Raw genomic sequence first — 16,861 nt, 5'->3', positions numbered from 1 at the left:
CCCACCAATCCGGTCATGGCCGCCGTCTGGGATATCGATCCACTCGCTCAGCTGAGCGTCGTGCTGTCGGCGAGCGAACTGCGCGCCGCGGAGCGACCCGACGAGTTCGCACACCTGTTCGTCGTCGACGAGGACCTCGACCTCGACCGCGTCCTGTCGTTGTGCGTCGAGCTGCACGAGTGGATGCCCATCGACCGGGTCGTCGCGACGAACGACCGGTGGCTGCCTGTCGCTGCGCGCATCGCCGAGCGGCTCGAACTGGATGGAACGAGCGTTGCCACCGCCGACGCGGTCAACGACAAGCTCCTGCAACGGCGCCGGCTCGCAGAACGCGGGGTCGATGATGTCGCCGCTTCCTCCGCGGTCAGCCTCGCGACGATCGACGAGTTCGGGCGGACGCATGGCTGGCCCGTCGTGATCAAGCCGCGGCGGGGATGCGGGAGCATCGGCGTCACGACGGGCGTTGGTCCGCAGGCGATCGGCGAGGCGTGGGCGCGCGCCGTTTCGGTGACGGATGACACACGCTCGGGAGAGGCGCTCGTCGAGCAGCAGGTGTCCGGGCGGATCATGACCGTCGACAGCTTCTCGCGCGCCGGAACGCACACCGCGACGATCGTGGGATTCGAGTCCTTCGCCCGTGAGGCTCCCGTCGTCGTGATGACGGCGACGACCCCGCCGGTGCCCGCCGACTGGACCCATCGCGCCATCCGACTCGCTCACGACGCGCTCGACGCGCTCGACGTGCGGGACGGACCGAGTCACGTCGAGCTCGCCGTCACCGCGGACGACGCGCACATCATCGAGGTCCAGTTGCGTCCCGGCGGCGACTACGCCGAGTTGACCCTGGCCGTCACGGAGATCGACGTCTATGCGCTGTGGGCAGCGCACGTGTGCGGACGTGACGTCGAGTCACCGCAGGCACACCCTCGAGCCCAGGCGGCCTCGATGCTCTGGGCAGGGCCGCAGCAGCCGGGAGTCGTCGTGGCCGTCGTCGGCGCGGATCGGGCAGAGAGCAGCGCCGGCGTCGGTCTCGTCTCTCAGATCGCGTCGCCCCCGTACTCCGCACCGGAGGTTCGCTCGCTCCTGCACATCCCGGTCGGAGTGCTCGCGGTGGGTTCCGACTCGCGGCAGGCGACAAGACGCGCCCACGATGCCTTCGCCGGGGTCGCGTTTCGGTCGCACGCATCCGCGCGGTGTCTGCCGACACCTCATGAGCCGACGGCGACATCCGGGGGGTGGTCGGCGTGACTGACCGCTCCGCTTCGGTCGACGAGCGACCGGTGCTGCTCTGCCTCGGAGCACTTCCGCCGGACGCGGGCGGAGATCCTCGGCCCGACGTCACGACGGTCCTGATCGCGCACGCTGCGCAGATCGTCACGCACGCGAGCATGGTCGACCGCGCTGGGATGATCCCGCGTGGTGCCGACGCCGAGCGCATCGTCCGGCTCATCGACGCTCTCGTCCCCGAGCGCATCGACGCCGTCGCCTGCTTCGATGGCGCATTGAGCGCCGTCGCCGAGGCGATCCGCGCCGCTCGCGGCATCCTCCCTCTCCCTCACCTCCCCGCCGCCGACTCCCGCGCCGAACGGAGCGCGCGCATCATCGTCTCGGCGAGCGGGAGGCCGACGGTGGTCGCCGCCACCCGCCTCCTGCGCGCGGAAGCCGGCGCTCCCGTGCTCGGCGAGGTCGTCGAGCCGAACGGCTCTCTCGCTCTGCCGGGGGACGTCACGCTCCCTCCCGGATTCGTCGGGACGATCGACCTCCGTCGCGACCGCGACGGGTGGAGAGCCAGCGCCATGCGCGCCTGGACGCCCAGCGATCCTCTTCTGGTGTCAGCGGCGGAGCGCTACGGCGGGATGACGGACCTGCTTGTGGACGCCCAGACGGCACCCACACATACCTCCGGCGCCGGCGTGGTCGCCGTCGCTTACGTCGGTGTCGATGTGGACGGCAGCTGGGTGGGAGTGGAGAACGTTGACGCCGCTCACGGTGTCGCGGGAGTCACCGACATCACGAGCCCGCGCTCGCCGCAGGATCCCGTGCAGTGCTATCGGGGGCCTGAGGATGCCGTCGCCGTCATCCTCTCCGCGGCGCCCGACTCCGCACGCGCCGTGGCCGCCGCGGCGACAGCGGCGCAGCATCTCGTGCCGGTCGTCGATCTGCCTCCACGCTTCGCAGGGGCGGACTTCGCCCAGATGGCTGAACCGGAGTCATGGCGATGACCGGCGGGGTTCATCTCCTGGTACTCGGTGCGCCGACGGGGGTGATTGAGCGGGTGCTGCACCACGTCTGGGACGCACGCATCAGCGCGATCATCGGCCCGTCGGCGGCGCGCATCTTTCGCAGCATGGAGGAGTTGGAGGACGTCATCGTGCTGTCGGATGAGGCGAACGAGGCGCGCTATCTCGATGTGGCCCGCCGACTTCACCGCGAGGATCCCTTCACCGCGGTCATCTCGCCGCTGGACCCGCTCACTCACGCGGCCGCGACGCTGGCGCAGGAGTGGGGGCTGACGACGGCGCCGACTCCCGAGTCCGTCCGCAGAACGCTCGACAAGTCCGTCTTCCGGACAACCCTCCGCGACGCCGGGCTCCAGCGAGTCCCGGCGGCCGTCGTCGACGGCCCCGACGACATTCGCCGCTTCGGTGATGCGCACGGCTGGCCCGTCGTCGTCAAGCCCCTCAGCGGTGCAGGAAGCACGGGAGTCACGCGTCGATGCGGCAGATCAGATGTCGACGACGCCTGGCGACGTGCGGCGACTCGCACGGCCGACACGCCCACCGGCGCCGTGATGGTGGAGCAGTTCATCGCGGGCGATGTGCTGGTCGTCGACACGTTTTCGGTCCACGGTGAACACATCGTCACGGCGACCGGGTGCGAGGTCATGGCGATGGATCCGCCCGTCATCGTCTGCTCGGGCATGCCCGCACCGCTCCCGATGGAGAGGATGCACGAGGCGATCGCGAAGGTCGAGGCGATGCTCACCGTCGTCGGCCACCGAATCGGCCCCGCACACACCGAGCTCCTGGTGAGCGCCGAAGGGATGGAGATCCTCGAATGCCAATTGCGCTTGGGCGGCGAGTTCCCGGAGCTCACGGCGCTCAGCGGCGGGCCGGACACGTACGACCTCTGGGCGCTCGCGCTCATCGGAGCCGACCCGCGACCGGTCCTGGCGGAGTCTCCCGCCTGGTCGGATCCGAGCCGTCGAGGTGCGGCCATCCTGTACGGCGGTGGAGATCGCCACGCGCGATTGCGCTCCGTCGAAGGACTCGCGGAGGCGGGAGCCCGGCGCGGGGTCGTGCATGCCGATGCGGCCGCAACCTCGAGAAGAGTCATGAGACCCATCCAAGACACGGACGACCGCCAGGTCGCGATCATGGCGGAGGGGCCCTCCTATGCCGAGGCGGTGCGCAACGCTGCTCGCGGAATGCGGGATGTCGCGCTGCGCAGCGATGGCGTCGCGGTGCACCTGTCCGCCGACAGTGCAACAGCGGTGAAAGGAGTCAGTCGATGAACGTCATGCGGAACTCGGAGGTCAGGGCGAATCCGTCCTCGTCGGGGAACCACGCCTCTTCCGGGGCGGGGAGCATCTCGACGAGTGAAACGGTCTCCGCGCTCGTATCGCCCGAGATTCGATCCGCGGCATCACGCAGACTCGCGCACAGAAGTTCCGAGCGCGAGTCCAGGAACTGAGGCTTTCGCGTCGCTCCGATCCTCCAGAAGGTGTGACGGGGAACGCCCTTCTCCTCGAGGACGTCGCGCAGCTCCTCACCCGACAGGCCGACGATCACCTCGAGCGGCAGCACCCATGAACGGCGATGGATCACGATCGGTCCGACGCGGACCCTCGGCGACGGGACATCGCGCGGATAGAGCGAATGGGCGCTCGAGACGAGGTTGGACACGAACTCACCGAGCACGACGAGTGCGGGGAACGCTCCGACATCCCCGGCGGTGATCTCCAGATCGCCCCCCGGACCACGCGAGACGGTGCAGTCGCCGATGCTGACGACACGTCCGCGAGTGGGAACGAACTCGCGAGAAGGCTCGTCGAGAGATATGTAGACGGCGCGGTCGTGCGCGAGGTGTGGAGAGGGATAGCTCAAGGCACTCGTCTCGTCGCGTCCCGTGGGGTGGAGGACGACGAACTGCGGGTGCGGCCCGGGGTGGGCCGCGTATCCGTCGGCGATGAGCTCCGCGGCGCGGGCGAAGCTCGCACCGATGTGCTCGTCAGCCGTGACGGTGGCGAGGTGCAGCTCGCCGACGACGGCGCCGGTCGACGCCCGTGCCCCACGCCACATGACATCGGGACTGTGCAGCCTGCCGGAGAACCACATCGGGCGCTTGGAGGCGAAGACGCCCTCGATGACAGCGACCGCCTGGGCGACATCGCCCAGGTCGATCTCGCCCTCGTGTGAGACGTCCGCACCCGCGAGGACGAGCTGCCACCGCCGGAACAGTTCGGCGCGCGGCGCTTCGAGAAGCATGCGATCGGCACTGAGGTCGTAGGCCGTCTGGATCAGGTATCGAAGGGGAATCGCTGCGCCGTCGGGACTCATCGTGTCGAATGCCGCGGAGAACTCCCGGAGGAACGCGTCACCGACGGATGCCGTGAGCCATCGGGCGGGGTGCCGGAGAACCCGCGCGACGTCGTTCGCTGTACGAGCACCCTCTTGAGGAAGTGAGATGCGCGCCCGACGCTCGCCGATGAGACTGAGTGGAGTCCTGCCGACCGTCGCCGACCGCCGGTCCTGGTGGAACCTGCGCGTACTCGCATCGGCGGAACGCGGGGACTCCGCGCGCACGATCTCGGCGAACTGAGACTCGAACGCGCGGATCGCGTCGATCTGCTCGTCTGCGGTCCGCGCTTCCAGCGTGCTCTCTCGTGCGACGACGAGACTCTCGAGGATGCCGCGCACCCGCCGCGCCGCGGGGTCGTCGTGCCCGACCTGCGCGATGAGCGATGCCTCACCGCGGAGGACCGGAGCGACTGCGAGCTCATGGGTGACGGCCTCCACCTCGCACAGCGCGTCGAGTGCGGCCATGATGTCCGCCTGCGTCAGCGACAGCTCGGATGCAAGATCAGCGGGCGTTCGCGCCCCGTCGACGGCACCGAGGACCGCCAAGCGCGTGGCATCCATCTCCACTCGGCGCCCGGCGATCACCGCGCCGCGCCGTCCGACGTGCGTACCCGGCTTCCGGTGCGGCGCGATGAGGTGGCGAACCCCGTGCGACAGCGCCTTCGCGAGCTCGATCAGCGCCCACGTCTCCAGGCTCGGCTCGAGCCTGATCGTGTCGGTGTACTCGACGGCGATCATGTCGCCGTCGTCTGACGTCATCGTTCCCCACACTCCGGGACCGAAGAATCCGATCAGCTCGTTGCGTGTGTAGTAGCGCTGCAGATAGCTCGCCAGGACGCGCAGTCGCCGCCGGGCACGAGCGTTGTCCGTGGCTCGTCCCGAATGGAGCGCGGGAAGCATCTCGGTCACGATGCTGCGGTTCTGCCACGCGCACGCCCGCCTGAACCGCTCCGCTTCGGCGAGAGCGAGGAGGGCGTCAACGCCGAGTGGATCTTGATCGATCGCCCTGACGAGGTCGGCGATGGGAAACGCAGCGGTGCGCACGACGAATCCCTGCCACACGTGCGGATCGCGGTCGATGTCGAACACTCCTCGTCTGGGCCGAGTGGGATGCGTGGTACCCATCCTAGAATCCGGCCTCGGTAAAGTGACGGGGGCGGTCTTGCGGCCGCTCTGAGACGGGGTGGATTCGTGGCACGGCAGACGACGCGGCGCGTGACGCTCGAAGATGTCGCCGCGGCAGCCCAGGTTTCGCGCGCGACGGTGTCGCGTGTCGTCAACGGGTCGTTCGCCGTGGACGCCGCGACCGCTCTCAGGGTCGAGAGCGCGATCGCGAAGCTCAACTACGTGCCGAATCAGGCGGCGCGGACGCTCATGACCCACCGCACGAACACGGTCACCCTCGTCGCAGCCGAGACAGAGGATCGGGTGTTCGGCGATCCGTTCTTCGCGTCGATCATCCGCGGCGTCAGCCAGGGACTCGCCGGGTCGGGCTGGTGGATGACGATCGTCATGGCACACGACGATGCCCAGGTCGCCGACGCCGCCCGCTACCTCGCCGGCGGGCACACCGACGGCGTGCTGTTCGTCTCCGAGCACGGCAGCCACGATCTCGCCCGCAGCCTGAGCAACATCGGCGTGCCCGTCGTGATCGGCGGTCGGCCGATGGATCCGTCCCTCCGAGCGTCCTACGTCGACCAGGACAACCTCGGCGGTGCACAGCTGGCGGCTCAGCACCTCGCGCGATCCGGGCGCTCTCGCATCGCCACGATCACCGGGCCGCAGGATATGACGGCCGGAGTCGATCGCCTCGTCGGATTCCAGCGCGGTCTCGGCGCCGCGTTCGACCCCGCCCTCGTCGAGATCGGCGACTTCACCTCGGAGTCCGGCGCCGCAGCGATGGAGGCCCTGCTCGAGAGGGAACCCGACATCGATGGAGTCTTCGCGGCATCCGATCTCATGGCGATCGGTGCGCTCCAGGCGTTGAGCCGAGCGGGCCGACGGGTGCCCGACGACGTCGCGGTGATGGGGTTCGATGACTTTCCGCTCGCATCGCAGTCGTCGCCACCGCTCTCGACGGTGCGACAGGACACCGTCGAGCAAGGCCGCCGGATGGCCGAACTCCTCCTTCGCAGGATCACACAGAAGCCGGCGTCCGACGCTTCCGCCCCCGACTACGAGGGCGTGATCCTGCCCGTGTCCGTCGTGCTGCGCGCATCCTCCTGAATCACACAGCCTGAGCCGGACATGCGGATGCGCGGCATCCGTCCCCCGAAGAAGAAGACGGATGCCGCGCTCGGTATCGCTCCCCGAGCTCAGCGCTCGGTGCGCACGCCGAGCCGCTTGCGCCGGAGGAACGTCACCCCGACACCCATGAGCAGGAGCGCGAGCAGCGCGAACGGTGTCAGGTCGACGCCGCCGGTCGCGGCGAGACCGCCCTGCCCCGATCCTGAAGCCGCGCCCGATCCCGGCGCCGAGCCCGAGCCTGAGCCGTCGCCACCCGTGCCGTCGCCACCCGTGCCGCCGCCACCCGCGCCGGGGTCGGTCACGTCGGCGAGCACCTGCACCTTGTCGAGGCTCACGGCACCGTCCGCGACCGCGAAGATCCCGATCGAGCGGGCGAACGACTCGACCGTCGCCGGCGCACCCGACACCTCGACCTCGTAGCCGGTCACCGACGTGCGGCCGAAGCCGTCGTCAGCCGCACCGTCGGGCTGCTCCGCCGACCGCTCGAAGTCGGCGAACGGAAGCTGCACGAAGCGCCATCCGGGCTCGTCGTCGACGAACGTCGTCTCGAAGCTCTCCACGGCATCCGGCGCCTGGTAGACGCGGACGTAGTCGACCTTCAGCTCCTGCGGGAAGGCGAGGGTGTCGGCGAGCGGGCCACCGAAGTTGCCGCCGACCGCCATGTTCATCAGCAGAGTGAAGGGATGCTCGTAGACCCAGTCGCTCGGGGCGACGTCGGCGGGCGTGGCGGTGTGGTACAGAATCTCCTCGCCGCCGTCGCGCTGCACATACCAGCGGATCTCGCCCTCTTCCCACTCCACCGCGAAGGTCAGCCACTGACCGCCGAGGTTCTCGCCGAAGTCGTACGTGTCGCCGTACGCCTGACCGCCGCTGTACCCGGGGCCGTGGATCGTGCCGAAGATCTCGTCGGGCAGCTTCCCGACGAACTCCATGATGTCGATCTCACCCGTGCGCGGCCATCCGACATCGCGGAAGTCGTTGCCGAGCGTCCAGATCGCGGGCCAGATTCCCGCTTCACCGGCCGGCATCTGGGCGCGTGCCTCCATGCGTCCGTGCAGCACTTCGACCTTGTTCTCCGTGATGAGGCGCGCCGACGTGTACTCGCACGGCCCATACCAGCACTCGAGGCCCGCCGCGGCGGGGTCTTCGACCGCGCGCGTCGTGATGACCATGTTGCCTTCGCCGTCGTGCGCGGCGTTGTCGGTCGAGTCGCTGTAGTACTGCAACTCGTCGTTGCCCCAGCCCCATCCACCGGTCTCGTAGGTCCAGTAGCGGGAGTCGGCGGCCGTCCCGGCCGGCGCGTCGAACTCGTCCGACCACGCGAGGGTCCAGTCTTCGGGGGCAGCCTCGACGGGAGTCGCGTCTTGCACGCGCAGTGTCACGTCGCGGCCGTCGCCCTCGCCCTCGTACCAGAACCCGATGCCCTCCTGGGCGCTCCAATCCTGCGGCTGCGCGAAGCTGCGGGCGTACCCGCCGTTGCCGTCGATGTCGAGGACGTTATCGAAGACGTCCTGACCCTCGTAGGCATCAGCATCGGATGCCGCGATGAGGCGCGTCGACAGCGTGGCATCCCCGATCTGGCCGAGCCCCGCCGTACCGTTCTCGAAGTCGTCGAGAAGGCCTGCGACCGGCTCGTCGCTGTCGAGGATGCTGACGCGGGCGACCGCGAGCGGATTGAGCTCGGCGCCGACGGGGTCGGACAGCCGGACCAGGAAGGTCTCGTCGACCTCTGCCTTGCCGTCGGCGATCGTCGGGACCGTGATGATCGCGTCTCGCGAGCCCGCGGGAATCGTGACGGTACCGCTCGTCGTGACGTAGTCGACATCGGGCGTCGCGGGGAGGTCTTCCGTCGACGTGCGGTCGACCGCTTCGTCCGTGCGGTAGGACACCGTGACGTCCTCGTCCGACGCGCGGGTCAGCCGCACGAGCACTTCGGCGTCATCGCCCTCGTCGACCGTGAAGATCGCCCGTGCGACGTTGATCGTCAGCGGACGGTTGGCGTCCGCCTGACCGACGAGCGTGATGTCGTCGATGAGGATGTCGGGCGTCACGGGAGCCGGGGTCTGCTCGACACCGATGCCGATACCGTGCACCTCGGTCAGCGTGAACCCGTCGTCGGGGGCACCGTTGCCGATGTTCTTGCGCGTGAAGTCCGCGAAGGGGAGTTCGACGAACCGCCAGCCCGTCCAGTCGTCGACGAACCGCACCGACATCCGCTCGGCGTCATCGACCGTCGACCCCGGGTTCCGGTTGTCGAGCACGTCCACGAACATCGGCGCACCCGAGTTCGACCCGCGCATCCAGAACCCCACACCCCGGTAGGCCGACCAATCCTGGGGATCCCACGTCGACCCGCCGGTCGTGAACGTGTCGATCACGACCGCCCACGACGACGTGTCGAACCCGAGGCTCAGGGCGTCATTGCCGTCCGCAGCACCCGGACGCGACGCATCCGCCACCCGCTCGAACGACGGAACGTTCCCCGCACCCTGCGCAGCGAACCACCCCAGCGGCGGCACCGCCGCCGGATCGCCCAGCACGAGCTCCGACTCGAAATCCTCCACGGGGTCGGTCAGCAGGCTGAGTGCGCCGGCGGGTGCGGAGTCGTCGTCGCGGATGGTCACGGTCGTCGTCGCCGCGCCGAGCGTGGCGCCGGAAGGATTCGCGAGCGAGACCGTGAAGGTGCGGTTGCCCTCGGCGGTGTCGTTGGCGGTGGTCGGAACGACGATCTGCGCGTCCCGCGAGCCTGCCGCGAAAGTGAGAGTGCCGCTCGTCGCGGGGTAGTCGGTTCCCGCCGCGGCTGTTCCGTCCACGGTGGCATAGTCGACGGTCACGTCACTCGTCGGCGCGGTCGACAGTCGGACGGGGATCGTCGCGTCCGACCCCTCGACGACGTCGAGGGCGGTCGCGGTGACGCCGACGGAGGGGGCGACGACCGCACCGGCGTAGAGCGCGATCTCGTCGAGCTTGACGACGGCCGTGCCCGCGTTCGCCGGGAAGAGCAGTCCGCGGACGACGTCGAGGTCGAGCGACCCGTCGTGCGGCGCCCCACCGTCTTGGAAGTCCGTCGCATAGCCGAAACTCGAGAACGGCAGCTTCACGAGGTTCCAGCCGGCAGCGCCGAGCGGAACGACGACATCCCAGCGATCGTGGACGGTGGAATCGGCGGAGACGGCGTCGAGCAGCTCCACCTGGATCGATGACGCGCTGCCGTCGCTGTGCATCCAGAACTGCAGGCCGTCGTAGGCGCTCCAGTCCTGCGCAGGCTGAGCGCCGCTGAACTCGAATCCCATGCCGCCGTAGAAGGGCTCGGCGGCGAGATCGAAGCCGTACGACAGCACGTTCGTGTTGGGCACCGAGTCAGACCACGAGCCGACTCCCGAATCGGCGACGGCCTGCACCCCGGCGCCGGCGGCACCCCACTGGATGTGCGAGGACGTGCCGTCTTCGAAGTCGTACAGGGTGGTGATCGTCTCATCGGCGGCCGAGGCCGCGACGGCGGGGACGAGCGCGGTGGCGACCAGCGCTGAGAGCGTTGCCGCGGCGATTCCGCGACGGGCGAGATGTGTTCCGGTCAAGACAGACTTCCTCGTCGGTAGTTCGGATGGCGCGTGGGAGCGCTCTCACAGATTAGGTCGCTCGCTCGCGTCTGTCAACGGGCAGCTCGAGCCCCGCGAACCGCACCACTTCCTGAGAGCGCTCTCAACCACCCACCCACCGCGAGACTGCACCTGCCGCCCGAGACTGCGGCCGCCTGCTGCAGTCTCGGCGGGCGGATGTAGTCTCGCGGGCAATGTCGGCCGACGCCGGCTCGAGCGGACAGCGACGGTCAGCGTCGCGGCGGCGCCGTGGACTCCCGCACCACGAGCGAGGTGGCGAGGTCGATGCGCGTCGCCTCGACAGAGCGACCGTCGCGCATGTCGAGCACGATCCGCGTCGCGTGCTCCGCCATTCGCCGCAGCGGCTGATGGATCGTCGTGAGCGGAGGAGTCGTGAGCCGGGCGATGGGGATGTCGTCGTAGCCGACCACCGAGAGATCCCGCGGCACGTCGACGCCGAGCCGGCCGGCCGCGCGGAGCACGCCGACGGCCTGCAGGTCGTTCCCGGCGAAGATGGCCGTCGGGGGGTCGGGGGACGTGAGGAGCGCGGTCGCGTGGAAGTCACCGCTCCCCTCATGGAAGTCGCCGTGACGTACCCAGGCGGGGTCTGCCACGAGATCTGCGGATGCCAGAGCGGAACGGTACCCGTCGGCGCGAGCGAGGGCGGACATCATGTCGGGCGGACCCGTGATCGTCGCCACCGCCCGGTGGCCGAGATCGATCAGGTGTCTCGTGGCGAGCAGCCCGCCGCGCCAGTTCGTCGATCCCACCGCGGAGGTCCCGCTCGCGGGGTCGCCCGCGGGATCGAGGACGACGAACGGGATGCCGCGTGCCTCGAGCTTCCGCCGATCATCCGGCCGGAGCCCGGCGAAGATGAGCACCACGCCGGCCGGTCGCCGACGCACGACATCGGCGACCCAGTCGGCCGACGGCGCGTGTCGGTCGCCGTTCACCGCCAGTGACACATGGAGTCCTGCGGCTTCCGCGGCGGCGCGGACGCCGTCGACGACCTCGACCGACCAGTGCGGATCGAGTTCGTGCAGCACCACCTCCAGAACATCGCTCCGACTCGTGCCCGGTCGCGAGTACTCGCGCTCCTGGAGGTGCGCCTCGATGCGCTCGCGCGTCGCGGGCGCGACGTCTCCCCGGCCGTTGAGCACCTTGGAGATCGTCGTGATGGACACGCCCGTCTCACGCGCGAGGGTTTCGAGCGTCACCCGCTTCGCGCCGCTCATGGAACTCCCGGCGATCCGACTAGCCGGCGCGCCGAGCGAGCGTGAGGGTCGTCCACGAGACGGGGGGAAGGGTCACGGCGACGATCCCGTCATGAAGGGTCGCGGTCGTGTTCGCCTTCGGGCGCACCCGGTCCCGTCGTTCGAGGGTGTTGGCCGCGTGCATGTCGTCATCGTGGAGCGATTCGACGTCGCCCAGGTCGACATCGCCGAGCAGCCGCACGTCGACCTCGATCGTGACCTCCTCGTCGAGACTTCGGTTCACGAGGAACACCGCCGTCCGGCCTTCCTCCTCGTCGCACGTCGCGACGGCGTCGACGATCGGCACGTCACCGTAGCGCGGGGTCTCGTACGTCGGGCACTCGAGCTTCAGCTCGAGCGTCACTCCGCGCGCGAGCCGCGACGCAGCGGCGAAGGGGAAGAACGTCGTCTGCCGCCAGGCGGGCCCGCCCGGCTCGGTCATGATCGGAGCGATGACGTTGACGAGCTGGGCGAGGCTCGCGGCGGTCACGCGATCGGCGTGACGGATGAGCGAGATGAGCAGGTTCCCGAAGACGACGGCATCCACAACGGAGTAGGAGTCCTCCAGCAGTCGCGGCGCGATCGGCCAGTCGTCGACGGCGGTGATCCGGTCGACGTCGTTGTAGCGGGACTGGTACCAGACGTTCCACTCGTCGAACGAGATGTTGATCGTCTTGTCACTCCCCCGCACCGCTTTGACGTGATCGGCCGTCGCGACCACGGAGTCGATGAAGCCGTCCATGTCGACGGCCGAGGCGAGGAAGCTGGCGTAGTCCCCGTCGATCGGCTCGTAGTAGGCGTGGCACGAGATGAAGTCGATGTCGTCGTAGGTCTCCTCCAGCACCTCCCGCTCCCACGTGCCGAACGTGGGCATGTGGGCGCTCGAGCTGCCGCAGACGACCAGCTCGAGGTCGGGATCGATCTGACGCATCGCTCGGGCGGTCTTGGATGCCAGCTCGCCGTAGGCGCGCGCCGTACCGTGCCCCAGTTGCCACGGCCCGTCCATCTCGTTGCCCAGACACCAGATCCGGATGTCGTGCGGCTCTGCCGCCCCGTTCGCGAAGCGCTGGTCCGACAGCGTCGTGCCCGAGCGGAGGTTGGCGTACTCGAGCACGTCGAGTGCTTCCTGCACGCCACGGGTGCCGAGATTGACGGCGTACATCATCTCGCTGCCGACTTTGCCGAGCCAGACGGCGAACTCGTCGAGACCGATCTCGTTCGTCTCCCGCGAGTGCCACGCCAGGTCGAGCCTCGTCGGCCGCTCGTCTCGCGGGCCGACACCGTCTTCCCACCGGTAGCCCGAGACGAAGTTGCCTCCCGGGTAGCGGATGGCCGAGACGCCGAGCTCGCGGACCAGGTCGATGACATCGGTGCGGAATCCGTGCTCGTCGGCGGCCGGATGCCCCGGTTCGTAGATCCCGTCGTAGACGCACCGGCCGAGGTGCTCGACGAAGGAGCCGAACAGGCGGCGGTTGACGGGCCCGACCGCGAAATGGGGGTCGAGGGTGAGGCGTGCGGGAATCATACTTCTCTTCTTGGATCGGTCGGGAGGAGGCGGGACGGTGGAGCTACTTGAGGCTTCCGATGGCCAGACCCCCTCGCCAATAGCGCTGCAGCGTGAGGAACGCGATGATGAGCGGGATCACCGAGACGAGCGAACCGAGCACGATGATGCTCCAGAGGCTCTGCCCACCCGCGGCGCCATAGGTCGAGGCCGTCGACTGCCACAGCCCGATCCCCACCGTGACGGGGAAGAGCCGGTTGTCGGAGAGCATGACGAGCGGCAGGAAGTAGTTGTTCCACGAAGCGACGACCGAGAGCAGCAGGACCGTCACGATCGCCGGACGGAGGAGCGGGAGCGCGACCTGGAGGAACGTCCGGAACTCCCCCGCACCGTCGACCCGCGCGGCATCCAGCAGCTCGTCCGGGACCGCATCGCGCGCGTAGACGTTCATGAGATACACGCCGAACGGGTTCAGGAGAGTCGGGAAGATCACCGCCCAGATCGTGTTCGTCCAGCCGATCTGCGCGAACAGCACGAACGTCGGGATGACGAGCGCGGTCGTGGGCACCATGACCGCGCCGAGCAGGATGGCGAAGGAGAACCGCTTGCCGACGAAGGTGTACTTCGCGAGTCCGTAGCCGGCCAGCACCGCCAGGGCGGTGGCGCCGATACCCCCGGCGATGGCGTACAGCGCCGAGTTGCCGAGCCACCGGGCGTAGATCCCGCCTCCGTAGGTGAAGAGGTCGATGAAGTTCTGGACGTAGTTGATGTCGTCGGCGAACCACAGCGAACTGCCGCCTCCGAAAAGCCCCGCCGAGCTCTTCGAGCTGTTGACGATGAGCCACCAGAAGGGCACCAGGAAGTACAGCATCAGGAAGCCGAGGACGATGTTCAGCGGGATGCGTCCGGGACTGCGGGGCCTCGAGCGACGCTCGAGAACGGGGCGGGACGGGCGGCGAGCGCTCGTGCGCTCCATGGGCGTGACGCTCATGAGGTGAAGCTCCCTCGCTTGCGGGTCGCGAACAGGAAGATGTAGACGCACACGAAGACCACCGCGCCGAGGGCGAAGGAGATCGCCGCGCCGTAGTTGTAGTTCGCGAGCGAGAACGCCTGTTGATAGGCGTACATATTGGGTGTGAAGTCGTCGGGGATGGCGCCGGCGGCGAGCTGCTGGAGGATCTTCGGCTCGTTGAAGAACTGCAGCGTGCCGATGAGCGCGAAGACGAGGATGAGCAGGAGGGCCGGTGTGAGCAGCGGGATCTTGATCCGCAGCACGATCTGCCACTGCGAGGCGCCGTCGATCCGGGCCGCTTCATAGAGGGTCGGATCGATGCCCTGAAGAGCGGCGTAGATGATGATCATGTAGTACCCGGCCCACTGCCACGTGACGATGTTGAGGAGTCCGTAGAAGATGAGGCTCGTGCTCAAGAAGTCGGGCGCCGACGCCCCGAAGAGCTCGAAGATCTCGGCGAGCGGGCCGAAGTTGTCGCTGTAGAGGAAACCCCACATGAGCGCGCCGATGACGGTCGGAATCGCGTAGGGCATGAAGATCATGAGGCGCGAGAAGCGCGCGTACCGGGTGACGACGATGTCGAGGATCAGCGCGATCGCGAGCGAGACCGCCATCTGCAGCGGGATGAGGACGAGAGAGAACCGGACGACGAACCACACGCCGTCGAGGAAGGACGGGTCGGTGAAGGCCTTCAGGTAGTTGCCGAACAGGACGAACCGCGTGCCGCCGATGAGTGACTTCTGGAAGAGGCTGAGGTAGAGCGCGAAGCCGATCGGAAGCACGAGGAGTGCGAGGAAGATGATGCCGAAGGGGCCGACGAACAGCCATCCGGTGAGGTTCTGCCGAGCGGCAGCCGACTTGCGCCGCTTGGGGCGTTTGTCGGTGGCGAGTGTGGCGGTCATGGTTGCTCCAAGATCAGGTGATGGGGATGGCCGGGGGCCGGTCCGCTCTGTCGCGGACCGGCCCCCGGTTCGCTTCACTGGACGGTGAAGCCCTGCTCTTCGGCGTACGCCACGACGTCCGCCTGGAGTGCATCCGCAGCCTCGGAGCCGGTCGCCGAGCCGTTGATGATGGCGGCGATCTGGTTCGTCAGCGCGGAGTAGTAGTACTGCCCGAGAGGCGTGTACGTCATGCCGGTGTAGGCGTCGGCCGCCGGCACGTACACCTCCTTGTTGGCCTGCTGGCCGTCGAAGAACGGCACCTCGTAGTCCTGGAACTCCGATGACGACAGCACGTTGGCGTTGAGCGGGAAGATGATCTGCTGCTGCCAGCCCTCGTCGAGCGAGGCCTGGTCGGCGTATACGCCGAACGCGACCTTGGCGGCCAGCTCCTGGTTGGATGCCTGGCTGCTCACGACGAACGCCGAGCCGCCCCAGTTGATCGAGATCGGGCTGTCGGGGTCCCACTGCGGCATCGGCGCGGCGGCCCACACACCGGAATCCGCGCCCTCGCCGACGCCCGCGCCCTGGAGGTAGCCGGGTGCCCACGCGGCCGATAGGTATGTCGCGTAGTCGCCGCCGATGACACCCGCGATGTACTCGGGGGTGAACTGGTCCTCGGTGCCCACGAGGCCCTTGTCGACCAGGCCGTCCCAGTAGTCCAGGACCTCCTTGATCTCGGGGCTGTTGAGGTTGATCCCGATCTCGCCCTCGTTGCTCGGGTCATAGGTGAAGGGCTCTGCGCCGTTGCCGTAGAAGTACGCGGTGGCCGTCGCCGGCTGGTTCGCCGCGAAGCTCGCGAACACCGGACCACCGGCATCCTTCACCGTCTGGGCCGTCGCCTCCAGCTCCTCCCAGGTGGTCGGGGGCGTGACGCCGTACTGCTCGAAGATGTCGGTGCGGTAGATCATGCCCATGGGGCCGCCGTCGACCGGTGCGCCGTAGACGGCGTCGCCGACCGACACGTCCTTCCACGCGCCGTCCGAGAAGTTGTCCTTGACGTCCTCGTAGCCCAGTCCACTGAGGTCGACCAGGGCATCCTGCACCTGGAACGTCGGAATGCGGTCGGCTTCGACCATCATCACGTCGGGCGCGCCGCTCCCCGCCGAGATCGCGGTCTGGAACTTGTCGTACGCGTCACCACCGGCGCCGGCGTTCGTCCAGCAGACCTGGACCTCGTCGTTGTCGGCGTTGAAGTTGTCGACGACCGTCTCCATGTTGGGGTACCAGGCCCACATGGTCACGACGGGCAGATCTGTCTTCGGGATGGTGTTGGTGCAGTTCGAGGCGTCGCCACCGCCCCCGCCTCCGGTGCTGTCGGGCTGCGCATCGCCCGCGGAGCACGACGCGAGAGCGCCGGCGAGCACGAGGGTCGCGGCTGCCGCAGCGACTGATTTCGTCTTCACTGTGGGGGTTCCTTTCGGATGCTGGACATCTTTGTCTGAGCGCCCGCGATCCGATCCACCGCTCTGCCTCGCACACTCGCGGGGGTGCCGGAGCTCGGATGCTTGCCGATCGCGTTTGCAACGTTGTACATTCAACGTTGCAAATTGACTATTCCGGAAGCCGACACCGGTGTCAAGACAATCCCGAAAAGTTCCCGCCGACACACCGAAAGGCCGTTCCGGCGATCACGCACGCCTCGACGAAGGCGCGACTCGCGGAGGCGGACAGGCCGCTCCCAGCCCCGCGGCGATCTCGACGCTACACTTTGCCGAGTCCTCGTAG

General features: G+C 68.4%; 11 protein-coding genes. 4 read left to right on the top strand and 7 right to left on the bottom strand.

Annotated features, from left to right (window positions below):
* Positions 1-15: 15 nt before the first annotated feature.
* Genes FBY39_RS07725 through FBY39_RS07715 form a run of 3 tightly spaced genes read left to right on the top strand, consistent with a single transcriptional unit; the run spans position 16 to position 3,514 of the window.
* Entirely contained in the window at positions 16-1,248 is a 1,233-nt protein-coding gene (locus tag FBY39_RS07725; protein ID WP_141931625.1) for an acetyl-CoA carboxylase biotin carboxylase subunit family protein, read from the top strand.
* Complete coding sequence (locus FBY39_RS07720; protein WP_141931623.1) at positions 1,245-2,222, top strand: hypothetical protein; 978 nt, start codon at positions 1,245-1,247, stop codon at positions 2,220-2,222. The genes FBY39_RS07725 and FBY39_RS07720 overlap by 4 nt, the downstream gene beginning before the upstream one ends.
* Positions 2,223-2,275: 53 nt before the next feature.
* A complete protein-coding gene (locus tag FBY39_RS07715) occupies positions 2,276-3,514 on the top strand; it encodes an ATP-grasp domain-containing protein (RefSeq protein ID WP_222115676.1) in 1,239 nt (412 codons plus the stop codon).
* Here the strand turns inward: FBY39_RS07715 and FBY39_RS07710 are convergent.
* Positions 3,504-5,705 carry a hypothetical protein gene (locus FBY39_RS07710; RefSeq protein WP_222115675.1) on the bottom strand — a complete coding sequence of 734 codons (2,202 nt, stop codon included), beginning with the start codon at positions 5,703-5,705 and terminating at the stop codon, positions 3,504-3,506. The genes FBY39_RS07715 and FBY39_RS07710 overlap by 11 nt on opposite strands.
* Before the next feature lie 66 nt (positions 5,706-5,771).
* Here FBY39_RS07710 and FBY39_RS07705 point away from each other — a divergent pair, with 66 nt between their 5' ends.
* Positions 5,772-6,806, top strand: coding sequence for a LacI family DNA-binding transcriptional regulator (locus FBY39_RS07705; RefSeq protein ID WP_141931617.1), 1,035 nt, complete (start codon positions 5,772-5,774; stop codon positions 6,804-6,806).
* Between the two features lie 89 nt (positions 6,807-6,895).
* On the opposite strand, the gene FBY39_RS07700 is transcribed toward FBY39_RS07705, so the two are convergent.
* The 6 genes from FBY39_RS07700 to FBY39_RS07675 all read right to left on the bottom strand — a co-directional run bounded on the left by FBY39_RS07700 (position 6,896) and on the right by FBY39_RS07675 (position 16,539).
* On the bottom strand, positions 6,896-10,405 hold the full coding sequence (locus FBY39_RS07700) for a carbohydrate binding domain-containing protein (RefSeq protein WP_141931615.1): 3,510 nt from the start codon (positions 10,403-10,405) through the stop codon (positions 6,896-6,898).
* Positions 10,406-10,656: 251 nt separating this feature from the next.
* Positions 10,657-11,661, bottom strand: a complete 1,005-nt coding sequence (locus tag FBY39_RS07695; RefSeq protein WP_141931613.1) for a LacI family DNA-binding transcriptional regulator — start codon at positions 11,659-11,661, stop codon at positions 10,657-10,659.
* A 19-nt stretch (positions 11,662-11,680) separates the two neighbouring features.
* The gene (locus FBY39_RS07690) at positions 11,681-13,204 is read right to left on the bottom strand and encodes an alpha-N-arabinofuranosidase (protein WP_141931610.1); all 1,524 of its coding nucleotides are present in this window, start codon (positions 13,202-13,204) and stop codon (positions 11,681-11,683) included.
* A 43-nt stretch (positions 13,205-13,247) separates the two neighbouring features.
* Complete coding sequence (locus FBY39_RS07685; RefSeq protein ID WP_141931608.1) at positions 13,248-14,174, bottom strand: carbohydrate ABC transporter permease; 927 nt, start codon at positions 14,172-14,174, stop codon at positions 13,248-13,250.
* Positions 14,171-15,097: a carbohydrate ABC transporter permease gene (locus FBY39_RS07680; RefSeq protein ID WP_141931606.1), complete on the bottom strand. Its 927-nt coding sequence runs from the start codon at positions 15,095-15,097 to the stop codon at positions 14,171-14,173. The genes FBY39_RS07685 and FBY39_RS07680 overlap by 4 nt, the downstream gene beginning before the upstream one ends.
* A 74-nt stretch (positions 15,098-15,171) precedes the next feature.
* Positions 15,172-16,539, bottom strand: coding sequence for an ABC transporter substrate-binding protein (locus FBY39_RS07675; protein ID WP_141931604.1), 1,368 nt, complete (start codon positions 16,537-16,539; stop codon positions 15,172-15,174).
* Between the last annotated feature and the right edge of the window lie 322 nt (positions 16,540-16,861).

The organism is Microbacterium sp. SLBN-146 (genome assembly GCF_006715145.1).
Lineage (GTDB): Bacteria > Actinomycetota > Actinomycetes > Actinomycetales > Microbacteriaceae > Microbacterium.
Note: the sequence above shows the minus strand (reverse complement) of the source record. Positions and strands in the feature narration are given on the sequence as shown.